The sequence below is a fragment of the Kitasatospora sp. NPDC127121 genome (genome assembly GCF_042677305.1).
Classification (GTDB): Bacteria; Actinomycetota; Actinomycetes; order Streptomycetales; family Streptomycetaceae; genus Kitasatospora.
Genome location: NZ_JBHXTQ010000067.1, coordinates 19,120 through 29,861, shown reverse-complemented (window position 1 = coordinate 29,861; position 10,742 = coordinate 19,120). Strand labels below are relative to the sequence as shown.

The 10,742-nt window shown below is 72.8% G+C and carries 8 protein-coding genes; 6 read left to right on the top strand and 2 right to left on the bottom strand.

Going from position 1 to position 10,742, the window contains the following annotated elements:
* The first annotated feature begins 242 nt into the window (after nucleotides 1-242).
* Together ACFVHI_RS27610 and ACFVHI_RS27605 are read left to right on the top strand one after the other, a co-directional pair.
* On the top strand, nucleotides 243-821 hold the full coding sequence (locus tag ACFVHI_RS27610) for a TerD family protein (RefSeq protein WP_063347439.1): 579 nt from the start codon (nucleotides 243-245) through the stop codon (nucleotides 819-821).
* 157 nt (nucleotides 822-978) lie between these two features.
* Nucleotides 979-2,082, top strand: coding sequence for a DUF475 domain-containing protein (locus ACFVHI_RS27605; RefSeq protein ID WP_380343789.1), 1,104 nt, complete (start codon nucleotides 979-981; stop codon nucleotides 2,080-2,082).
* A gap of 70 nt (nucleotides 2,083-2,152) precedes the next feature.
* Here the strand turns inward: ACFVHI_RS27605 and ACFVHI_RS27600 are convergent, their stop codons facing one another.
* Complete coding sequence (locus ACFVHI_RS27600; protein WP_063347437.1) at nucleotides 2,153-3,322, bottom strand: DUF2637 domain-containing protein; 1,170 nt, start codon at nucleotides 3,320-3,322, stop codon at nucleotides 2,153-2,155.
* Nucleotides 3,323-3,695: 373 nt separating this feature from the next.
* Here ACFVHI_RS27600 and ACFVHI_RS27595 point away from each other — a divergent pair, with 373 nt between their 5' ends.
* Nucleotides 3,696-4,442, top strand: coding sequence for a hypothetical protein (locus ACFVHI_RS27595; protein ID WP_063347436.1), 747 nt, complete (start codon nucleotides 3,696-3,698; stop codon nucleotides 4,440-4,442).
* A gap of 99 nt (nucleotides 4,443-4,541) precedes the next feature.
* Here the strand turns inward: ACFVHI_RS27595 and ACFVHI_RS27590 are convergent, their stop codons facing one another.
* The gene (locus ACFVHI_RS27590) at nucleotides 4,542-5,729 is read right to left on the bottom strand and encodes a TerD family protein (RefSeq protein ID WP_380343786.1); all 1,188 of its coding nucleotides are present in this window, start codon (nucleotides 5,727-5,729) and stop codon (nucleotides 4,542-4,544) included.
* 373 nt (nucleotides 5,730-6,102) lie between these two features.
* Between ACFVHI_RS27590 and ACFVHI_RS27585 the strand changes: the two genes are divergently transcribed.
* The 3 genes from ACFVHI_RS27585 to ACFVHI_RS27575 all read left to right on the top strand — a co-directional run bounded on the left by ACFVHI_RS27585 (nucleotide 6,103) and on the right by ACFVHI_RS27575 (nucleotide 10,729).
* Nucleotides 6,103-7,299: an HpcH/HpaI aldolase/citrate lyase family protein gene (locus tag ACFVHI_RS27585; protein WP_380343783.1), complete on the top strand. Its 1,197-nt coding sequence runs from the start codon at nucleotides 6,103-6,105 to the stop codon at nucleotides 7,297-7,299.
* Nucleotides 7,300-7,406: 107 nt separating this feature from the next.
* Nucleotides 7,407-9,881, top strand: coding sequence for a phosphoribosyltransferase (locus ACFVHI_RS27580; RefSeq protein ID WP_380343780.1), 2,475 nt, complete (start codon nucleotides 7,407-7,409; stop codon nucleotides 9,879-9,881).
* Nucleotides 9,881-10,729 carry an HAD family hydrolase gene (locus ACFVHI_RS27575; protein WP_380343777.1) on the top strand — a complete coding sequence of 283 codons (849 nt, stop codon included), beginning with the start codon at nucleotides 9,881-9,883 and terminating at the stop codon, nucleotides 10,727-10,729. The genes ACFVHI_RS27580 and ACFVHI_RS27575 overlap by 1 nt, the downstream gene beginning before the upstream one ends.
* The last annotated feature ends 13 nt before the right edge of the window (nucleotides 10,730-10,742 follow it).

Below are 10,742 nucleotides of genomic sequence, written 5' to 3'. Positions count from 1 at the left end.
GGGCCCCCCCCCCCCGCACCCCCCGGCCGCGGGGGGGGGGCCGGCCGCCGGCGCGGGGGGGTCTGCGGGGGGGGCCCCCCCGCCTTCGGGCGCCCGGGCCCCGCCCCGGCTTCGTGCCGGCTCCGTGCGCTGCGAGGATGTGAGTTCAGGAAGTTCAGCCGGCCAAACGGGGCCGGCCCGGGCCGTGGGGGACTACACCTTGTAGGCGCGCCCCGGGAGAAGGCAAGGGAGGAAGAACAGTCATGGTGGTCACGCTCGCCAAGGGCGGGAACGTCTCGCTCACCAAGGCCGCGCCGAACCTGACGCAGGTCCAGATCGGCCTCGGCTGGTCCGCCCGTTCGACCACGGGCGCACCGTTCGACCTCGATGCGAGCGCCCTGATCTGTGGTGGCGGCCGGGTGCTCGGTGACGAGTACTTCGTCTTCTACAACAACCTCAAGAGCCCCGAGGGCTCGGTCGAGCACACCGGTGACAACCTCACCGGCGGCGAGGACGACGGCGACGACGAGGTGGTCCTGGTCAACCTGGACCTGGTGCCGGCGCAGGCGGACAAGGTGGTCTTCGCGGTGTCGATCTACGACGCCGAGGCGCGGCTGCAGAACTTCGGGCAGGTCCGCAACGCCTACATCCGGGTCGCCAACTCCCTCGACGGCCAGGAGATCGCCCGTTACGACCTGTCCGAGGACGCGTCCAGCGAGACCGCGATGATCTTCGGCGAGCTGTACCGCTACGCGGGCGAGTGGAAGTTCCGCGCGGTGGGCCAGGGCTATGCCTCCGGCCTGCGCGGCATCGCCCTCGACTTCGGCGTAAACGTACAGTAAGGGCGAAAAGGCGAAAATCAGAACAATCGCACCCAACCTACGATCATGAGAATAGAAGGCAGTGCGGGGGTGACCTGACCGGGCCCGGCCCGGTCAGGGCGTCTCGGGACGAGGCCGCCCCCGGCACGGCCCGAAACCCGAAAGGTAACCAAGTCCCGTGTTCCTCCGCACTTTCGGCTGGTCGTTCGCGATCACCGTCCTAGGCCTGATCGCGGCCGGACTGCTCTGGGGGGCCCAAGGATTCGGCATCGTGCTGATCCTCTCCATCCTGGAGATCTCCCTGTCGTTCGACAACGCGGTGGTCAACGCCACGGTGTTGAAGCGGATGAACCCGTACTGGCAGAAGATCTTCCTGACCGTCGGCGTGCTCATCGCCGTCTTCGGCATGCGGCTGGTCTTCCCGCTGCTGGTGGTCGGCCTCACCGCGAAGCTCAACCCCGCGACGGTCATCGACCTCGCGCTGCACTCCGACGCGACGCACGACGGCCTGACCTACGGCCAGTACCTGGAGGCGGCCAACCCCGCCATCGCGGCCTTCGGCGGCGTCTTCCTGCTCATGATCTTCCTCGACTTCGTGTTCGACGACGAGAAGGAGCACAACTGGCTGGGCTGGATCGAGCGCCCGCTGGAGAAGGTCGGCAAGCTGGACGCCTTCTCCAGCGTCGTCGCACTGGTCGTGCTGGTGCTGGCCTCCAACTTCTTCGCCGGGGAGCACGCTGAAACCGTTCTGCTCGCCGGTGTCCTCGGCCTGATCACCTACCTCGTGGTCGGCGGCCTCTCCTCGATCTTCGAATCGGGTCTGGAGGAGGACGCCGAGCGCGAGGAGGCGGCAGAGAAGTCCGGCAAGTCGATCCTCCAGGTCGGCGGCAAGGCCGCGTTCTTCCTCTTCCTCTACCTGGAGGTCCTGGACGCCTCGTTCTCCTTCGACGGCGTGGTCGGCGCGTTCGCCATCTCCAGCGACATCTTCCAGATCACCCTGGGTCTGGGCATCGGCGCGATGTACATCCGCTCGCTGACCGTCTTCCTGGTCCGCAAGGGCACCCTGGACGACTACGTCTACCTGGAGCACGGCGCGCACTACGCGATCGGCGCGCTCTCGGTGATCCTGCTGGTCGGGATCAAGTACCACATCCCGGAGATCGTCACCGGCCTGATCGGCGTCGCCTTCATCGGGCTGGCGCTCGGCTCGTCGATCCTGCGCAACCGGCGCGAGGGCGCGCAGGACGAACCGGAACTGGTGGGTACGAGTACCGGCGAGTAGCCCGCCGGGTACGCGAAACGGCCGCCTCCGGGAATCCGGGGGCGGCCGTTTCGCGTCGCGGTGGGCCCGCTCAGCCGAGCTGCTGCTCGATCGCGCGCAGCTTGCGCTCCAGCGAGTCCAGCTTGGGCATCGACAGGGTGTCGTCGTCGGCCGTCAGGTCGATGGCCGAGCTGCGGTAGGACGAGCCCGAGGCCGATCCGACGGACGAGGACGAGGAGTAGGACGACGAGTAGGACGAGGACGAGGAGGACGCCGAGGAGGACGGCGCGTACGACGAGCCGACGGCGGCACGCGGGCGGCGGCCGGCGTCCAGCGCGGCCGGCTCCAGCGGGCCCGAGGCGGCCTGGTACGAGGAGGCGGTGTCCGACTCGGCGGCTAGGGCAGGCTCCGTAGCGGTCTGGCCGTCGCCGGCAGCCGTGAGCGCGGGCACCTGGCGGCCGCCGCGGGCCCGGGCGAGCATGCCGCCCTGGCGGGAGATGGCCTTCAGCTCGGCCCGCTCGCGGCGGTCGGCCGTGCGGGCCCGCACCTTGGCGTCCAGCTTGGCCTGGCGCTCCTCGCGCACCTCCTCGACCGCCTCGTCCAGGCTGCGGACGTTCTCCAGCAGCATCAGCGACCAGGCCGCGTAGGTCTCGCGCGGGGCGCGCAGCCAGCGGACGATCCGGATCTGCGGCAGCGGGCGCGGCACGAGCCCCTGCTCGCGCAGCGCGGCCTTGCGGGTCTGCTTCAGCGCGCGGTCGAACAGGATCGCCGCCGAGATCGACATGCCGGAGAAGAACTGCGGGGCGCCGTCGTGCGTCACGCCGCGCGGCGCGTGCACCCAGTTGAACCAGGCCGAGGCGATCGCGAACACCCAGACCAGCAGGCGGGAGCCGAGCGCGGCGTCACCGTGGCTGGCCTCGCGCACGGCGAGCACCGAGCAGAACATCGCGGCGCCGTCGAGGCCGAACGGGACGAGGTACTCCCAGCCGCCGGACAGCCCCAGGTTCTCCTTGCCGAAGCCCACCAGGCCGTGGAAGGACAGCGCGGCCGCGACACCGGCGCAGCAGAACAGCAGCGTGTAGGAGGAGATGCCGTAGATCATCTCCTTGCGCCGCCGACGCTCCTCGCTGCGCTCCCAGGAGTCGCCGGCCTCTTCCTTCTTCGTGTTCTTGAAACGCAGCGTCGCCAGCAGGACGGCGACGAACAGCAGGGCTGCGCCGCCGACGACGGTCCAGACCAGCTGTATGGAGGTCAGGTTCATTGCGGGTCGGGCCTCGGGTTTCCGCAGGGGACGGGTTCACAGAGCGACACAGGCGGTCAGCTCCCGGTACTCGGGGAGCGCCTGACGATTCGTTCGTCGCCGCACGGCGTACCCGCCGCACCCGCGCAGGGGCGGACGGGACACCTGTGCGGCTAGACGATATCGCGTCCGAAGGGGCGGCATGTTACGGGAGGGGGGCTTCCTCCCGCCAATCGACCCGCCGACCGCTCCACTCGTCGACCCGGCGGTGAGCGCCGGGGGGCCCGACGGGGTAGGGGAGGGGGAGGTTTGGGTATCCGAGGGCCGGGCTGATGCCCGATCATGGAGCGGCGGACCGTCAGATCGCCTGACGGGAGCAGGGGGAGAGGGCGGGATGGTCTCGATCTGGGAGTACCTGCGCGGGGAGCGGAACTACACCTTCGACAACCCGGGCGGTCAGCACAAGGTCATACTCACCAAGTCGACCCCGCAGCACGCGATCACCGGGGCCGCGGCCACCACCGGCTACCTCTACGTCAACCTGCACTGGACCACCCGCTCCGGGGCCGTCCGGCCCAGTGCCCGGGAACGCGCCAAGCGCCTCTTCAGCCCCCGCATCCTGCGCCCGCTGGAGCCGGACTCGGTGCAGAACGAGCAGGTCAACGTCGACCTCGACCTGGCGTGCATGTACGAACTGTCCGACGGGAGCAGCGGCGTGGTACAACCGCTCGGCGGCTACTTCGGCGACCTCCGGCAACCGCCGTACATCAAGCTCAGCGGCGACGACCAGTACGGGGCGCCGTCCGGCGAGACGATGTACGTCAACCTGGAGAAGAAGGACAAGTTCAAACGGCTGCTGATCTTCGTCTACATCTACGACGGCACGCCGGCCTTCGAGCAGTCCCACGCGGTGGTGACGATCGTGCCGCAGACCGGGCCACGGATCGAGATCAAGCTGGACGAACGGGCCCGGGCGGCGCGCTCGTGCGCGGTGGTGCTGATCGAGAACGCGGGGGACAACCAGCTGACGGTGCGCCGTGAGGTGCGGTACGTCAACGGGTTCCAGGCGGACATCGACCGGCTGTACGGGTTCGGGCTGCAGTGGCAGCGCGGGTACAAGAGCCAGGGCGGCTCCGACTAGACCCTGTCCGGCCCGGCCCGGCCCGGCCCGGCCCTGTCCGGCCTCGGCCCTGTTCGGTCCGGTCGGAGCCGGGCGGCGGTCATGCCCTGCGCAGGCCGATCAGCGGGGCTGGAACTGCGGGCCCTGCGGCGGCAGGGCGAACTCCTCGCCGGTGGGCGGCTGGGCCGGTGCCTGGGCCTGGGCCGGTGGTTGCGCGGGGGCCTGGGCCGGCGGCTGCTGGCCGGTGCCGGCGTGCGGGTAGCCGTAGCTGCCGGGGTGCTGCTGCGGGGCGGGCTGCTGCTGGTGCGGGTAGCCGTAGCCGGTGCCCTGCTGCTGCGGGTACGGCTGGGGGGTGGGCTGCGGGTACCCGTAGCCGGTACCGGGCTGCTGCTGCGGATAGCCGTAGCCGGTGCCGGGCGGCTGCTGGGGCTGCGGCTGGTGCGGGTAGCCGTAGCCGGTGCCGGGCTGGTGGGTCGGGGGTGCGGGCGGGGCCGGCGCAGTGGCCGGGGGAACGGCGGGCGGCGCGGTCGGCGGGGGCGGCACCGCGCCGGTGGCGGCCGCGGCGGGCTGCTGCTGGGGCCGGCCCTGGGGGGTGGCCGACGGCTGCGGGACGGCCGGGGCCAGGGTGAAGGTGCCGGGCTCGGGCGGGGCGGTCGGGCGCGGGGCGGGCAGCGGGGTGCTGCGGGGGTCGACGGCGGCGGTGGGGGTGACGGTGGGGGTGGCCGTCGAGGCCGCCGCCGGGGCCGCGGCGGCCTCCGCCTCGTCGTCGACGGTGATGCCGAAGTCGGTGGCCAGGCCGATCAGGCCGGAGGTGTAGCCCTGGCCGATCGCCCGGAACTTCCAGGCGCCGGAGCGCCGGTACAGCTCGCCCGCGACCAGGGCGGTGACGTTCTCGCCGTCGGAGATCGCGAACTCGGCGAGTGCGGGCGCGCCGTCCCCGGCCGTGGCGTCGAAGAGCAGCAGGCGCAGCCCGGGCACCGTGCGGAAGGAGCCGCCCTCGGAGGAGCCGGCCAGCACCACCCGGTCGACGTCGGCGGGCAGCTTGGCGAGTTCGACCTCGATCGTGTCGATGATCTCGGCGCCGCCGGAGGTCTGCTGCTTGGGCAGGTGGCGCACCAGGCCGGAGGGGTGCCGCGGCTGGTTGTAGAAGACGAAGTCGGCATCCGAACGGACCTTGCCGGTGGCGCCGAGCAGCAGCGCGGACGCGTCCACGTCCGGCGCACCGGGCGTGGCGCTCCAGCGCAGCACGGCGCGGACCGCCGCAGCCGGCAGTGCGATGTTGGCGCCCTTGGCCATCACGTGCGTCATAGCCGACCATCCTGCCCGTTCGCCACCCCTTCGGACAACGTGACCGGGACCGTCGGAACCGGGTCGGACTTTGCCAAGACTTGCGCTTGCCGGGGGTTTGCCGGTGCTCGACCGGTGATCGGTGATCTGGACGGCGATGTTCCGGGAGTTCAGTGCCGAGGAACCGGGGACGGCCGGAATCCGTCCGTACGATGGGCGGTCCAAGGGCCCGCCGGGGTCGGGCGGAGGGGGGCCCGCCGGCGTCCGGCCGGGAACCACGGAGCCCCGTGGACCGGTTAACCATGGTGTCGCACCGCTGGATCGCGGTGTCGTCCCGCGCCGTCGAACGCCCCGGCAACGGACCGGCGGCCGTCAAACCTCTGAGGAGAGCACCTTGCGCCATTTCGGCCACCTCGCCGACGACGTACGCGGTCGCCTCTTCCTCGAACCGCCCCGGCCGTTCACCGCGCGGAGCGAGGCCGCGGTGCTGGCCACCGCCCTCGGCGGCACCCTCTACAGCCCCGCCACCCGGCCCGCGCTGGCCGCCGACATCCGCAAACAGGCTGCTCGGGGCGTGGTGTCGATGGTGCTCTGCCTGGAGGACGCGATCGCCGACCACGAGGTGGACGCGGGGGAGCGGAACCTGATCGAGCAGTTGAATGACCTGGTCAGGGATTTCACCGACTGCACACAAAGCCACCCCCTGCTCTTCATCAGAGTTCGAGCCGCCTCCCAGATCCTCGACCTGGCCGAGCGGCTCGGGCCGGCCGTCGAGCTGCTGAGCGGGTTCGTCCTGCCGAAGTTCACCATGCAGACCGGCGGCGCGTACCTGGCCGCCCTGGCCGCCGCCGAGGCCGCCACCGGGCGCCGGCTGTTCGCCATGCCCGTCCTGGAGTCACCCGAACTCGCCCACCTGGAGACCAGGCGCCAGCAGCTCTTCGGCATCGCCGACCTGCTCGCCGGGCACCGGGAGCGGGTGCTCGCCGTCCGCCTCGGCGTGACCGACCTCTGCTCCGCGTACGGCCTGCGCCGCTCGCCCGACCTCACCGCGTACGACGTCGCCCTGGTCTCGGCGGTGATCGGCGACGTGGTCAACGTGCTCGGCCGGGCGGACGGCACCGGGTACACCGTCACCGGTCCGGTCTGGGAGTACTTTCCGGTCCAGGAGCGGATGTTCAAGCCGCAGCTGCGCCGCACGCCGTTCGCCGAGGCCCCCGGGACGGCCCGGGCCTCCGGCGAGGAGGTCCGCCGGCGGATCATCGAGCACGACCTGGACGGGCTGATCCGGGAGGTCGAGCTCGACCGGGCCAACGGCCTGCTCGGCAAGACCTGCATCCACCCCAGCCACGTCCCCGCCGTGCACGCCCTCTCCGTGGTCACGCACGAGGAGTACTGCGACGCCCGGGACATCCTCCGGCAGGAGCAGGACGGCGGCGGGGTCCTGCGCTCGGCGTACACCAACAAGATGAACGAGGCCCGGCCGCACCGGGCCTGGGCGGAGCGGGTGCTGCTGCGGGCGGAGGTGTTCGGGGTGGCCCGGGAGGACGTGAGCTTCGCGGAGCTGCTCGCGGCCTGCCTGTGCGGGGAGTGAGGGGGCTGAGGGGGCTGTCCGCAGCCGGCCTGAACGGCCCGACCGATCCGACCTATCCGACTGATCCGAAGACCGCACCACCGCACCATGCGAAGGCAGGACCAGCAGTGACAGCACAGCAGACGTGGACCGGCCGTTGGGTCGCCGACCGGGCCGGCATCGCCCTGACCGGATCGGACCGCCTCCCCGAACTCGTGGGCCTGGCCCTGCGTTCCCAGAACCCGAAGCGCGCCCACCTGCTGGTCTCCACCGTGCTCGGCAAGCACGTCCCGCAGCGGCCCGCGGTCGTCCACGGCGCAGGGCTCGAACTCGGCCGGCAGGTCCGCGAGTTGCTCGGCGACGAGGCCGCCGCGCGGGCCGTCGTCCTCGGCTACGCGGAGACGGCCACCGGCCTCGGCCACAGCGTCGCCGACGGCCTCGACGCCCCGTATCTGCACTCCACCCGCCGCCCGGTGCCCGGCGTGCCCCCGCTCGGCGGCTTCGAGGAGGAGCACTCGCACGCCACCTCGCACCTGCTGCTCCCCGCCGATCCCGAACTCCTCACCGGTGACGGCCCGTTGGTGCTGGTCGACGACGAGTTCTCGACCGGCCGCACGGTCCTCAACACCATCCGTGAACTGCACGCCCGCCACCCCCGCGACCACTACGTCGTCGTCGCCCTGGTCGACCTGCGCTCCACCGCCGACCGCCGCCGGCTCGCCGACACCGCCGCCGAACTCGGCGTCCGGCTCGACCTGGTGGCCACCGCCAGCGGCGCCGTCCAGCTGCCCGCCGATGTCCTGGACCGCGCCGAGCGGCTGATAGCCGAGGCCGCCCCCGCCCCCGCCGCACCCCCGGGAACGCCCGCACCGCTCGCCCGGGTCGACCTGGACTGGCCCGCCGGGCTCCCCGACGGCGGCCGGCACGGGTTCACCGCCCGCGACCGCGCCCGACTGGACGCCGCCCTGCCCCGCCTGGCCGGACAGCTGGCCGACGCACTGCCCGCCACCGCGCGGCGCGTGCTGGTCCTCGGCTTCGAGGAGCTGATGTACGCCCCGCTGCGGCTGGCCGGCGCACTCGCCGACCGGCTGGGCGGCGACCGCGTCCGCTACTCCACCACCACCCGCTCGCCCGTCCTCGCCGTGGACGACCCCGGCTACGCCATCCGCACCCGCCTCGCCTTCCCCGCCCACGACGACCCGCAGGACGACGCGTCGCGCGAGCGCTACGCCTACAACGTCGCCCCCGGCAGCGACCCGGCCCGCCGCTTCGACGCGGTCGTGCTGGTGGTCGACGACGTCGCCGACACCCCCGCCCTGCGCGAGGGCGAGCGCGCCCTGCTCGGCCAGCTGCGGCAGGTCACCGACCAGGTGGTGCTCGCGGTGCTGCCCTCCCACCGGCCGGTCCGGCTGCCGTCCCGCATGCCGGCCGGGCTGCCGTCCCACGGGCCTTCCCGCCTGCCGTCCCCGTTGTACGGCCCGGCGTTCTCCTCCTACCGGCCCGACGAGGTGGCCTGGCTGCTCAAGGACCTCTCCGGCGTCCCGCTCGAAGCCCCCACCGAGGAGCGCGAGGAGGCCGTCCAGAACGGCGGCGCGCACTACGCCGAGTCGCTGCCGGTCGAGTACCAGCCCAGCCCCGAGTACCAGGAGCTGTTCCACCAGGCACTGCGCGCCTCCGCCCGCCGCATCGCGCTCGCCGCCGGCACCGTCGCCGAGACCCTGCTGCGCGAGCGCGGCCCCGGCCTGGTGCTCGCCTCGCTGGCCCGGGCCGGCACGCCCGTCGGCATCCTGATCCGCCGCTGGCTCGCCCACGCCCACGGCCTCGACACCCCGCACTACGCCGTCTCCATCGTCCGCGGCCGCGGCATCGACCCGGTCGCCCTGCGCTACCTGGCCACCCACCACCACGCCGGCGACGTCGTGTTCGTCGACGGCTGGACCGGCAAGGGCGCGATCACCCGCGAACTCGCCGAGGCCCTGGCCGGCACCGGCTTCGACCCGGGCCTCGCCGTCCTCGCCGACCCCGGCCGCTGCGCGCGCACCTACGGCACCCGGGACGACTTCCTGATCCCCTCCGCCTGCCTCAACTCCACCGTCTCCGGCCTGGTCTCGCGCACCGTGCTGCGGCCCGGCCTGATCGGCCCGGACGACTTCCACGGGGCCAAGCACTACGCCGAACTGGCCGGCGCGGACGTCTCCGCCGCCTTCCTCGACACCGTTGCCGACCACTTCGACGCCGTCCGCCCGGAGGCCGTCGCCGCCGCCGACCGGCTGTCCACCGCCCCGGACCGCACGCCCGACTGGGCCGGCTGGGCCGCCGTCGAACGGATCAGCACCGAGTACGGCATCGACAGCGTCAACCTGGTCAAGCCCGGCGTCGGCGAGACCACCCGGGTGCTGCTGCGCCGCGTCCCCTGGCGGGTCCTCGCCCGGCGCGGCGCCGGCGCCGACCTCGACCACGTCCGGCTGCTCGCCGCCCAGCGCGGCGTCGAGGTCGAGGAGGTGGACGGCCTGCCGTACTCCTGCGTCGGCCTCATCCACCCCCGCTACAGTCGGGGAGCGACCGGGGCCTCCGGTAGGACCGTTGTGGTGAAGGAGTCCTGATGAACGCCGATGTCCTCGTCGCCAGCGACCTCGACCGGACGCTCGTCTACTCCAACCGGGCCCTCGCCCTGGACGTCCCCGACCGGCTCGCGCCCCGACTGCTCTCCGTCGAGGTGCACGACGGCAAGGCGCTCTCGTTCATGACCGAACAGGCCGCCGCGCTGCTCGTCGAACTAGTCCGGCAGGCCTGGTTCGTCCCCGCCACCACCCGCACCCTCGCCCAGTACGAGCGGATCAACCTGCCCGGCCCGACGCCCGGTTGGGTCCCCGCGTACGCGATCTGCGGCAACGGCGGGCACCTGCTCGTCGACGGCGTGCCCGACCAGGACTGGCACACCGAGATCACCGCGCGGCTCGCCTCCGGCGCTGCCCCGCTGGAGGAGGTCGTCCGGCAGCTCGCCCTGAGCGCCGACCCGGAGTGGACGCACAAGCGCCGCGTCGCCGATGGGCTGTTCGCCTACCTCGTCGTCGAGCGCGCCGCACTGCCCGTCGGCTGGCTCGACGAGCTGACCGGCTGGTGCGCCGAACGCGGCTGGACGGTCTCGCTCCAGGGCCGCAAGGTCTACGCCGTCCCCGCGCCGCTCAGCAAGAGCGCCGCCCTCGCCGAAGCCGTCCGGCGCACCGGCGCGTCCACCGTGCTCGCGGCCGGCGACTCACTGCTCGACGCCGACCTGCTGCTCGCCGCCGACGCCGCCTGGCGGCCCGGGCACGGCGAACTCGCCGACGGCGGCTGGACCGCCCCCGGCGTCACCGCCCTCGACGAGGTGGGGGTGGCGGCGGGGGAGGAGATCGTCCGACGCTTCCTCGCCCGGGTGGCCGCCGCGTCCGGCGTGCCCGTCGCTTCCTGAGCGGAAGCGGTAG

Excerpts from the sequence above, each read along its gene's own strand:
- ACFVHI_RS27590 (WP_380343786.1), bottom strand. The coding sequence starts at position 5,729 with ATGACGCACGTGATGGCCAAGGGCGCCAACATCGCACTGCCGGCTGCG.
- ACFVHI_RS27610 (WP_063347439.1), top strand. The coding sequence starts at position 243 with ATGGTGGTCACGCTCGCCAAGGGCGGGAACGTCTCGCTCACCAAGGCC.
- ACFVHI_RS27595 (WP_063347436.1), top strand. The coding sequence starts at position 3,696 with ATGGTCTCGATCTGGGAGTACCTGCGCGGGGAGCGGAACTACACCTTC.
- ACFVHI_RS27600 (WP_063347437.1), bottom strand. The coding sequence starts at position 3,322 with ATGAACCTGACCTCCATACAGCTGGTCTGGACCGTCGTCGGCGGCGCA.
- ACFVHI_RS27575 (WP_380343777.1), top strand. The coding sequence starts at position 9,881 with ATGAACGCCGATGTCCTCGTCGCCAGCGACCTCGACCGGACGCTCGTC.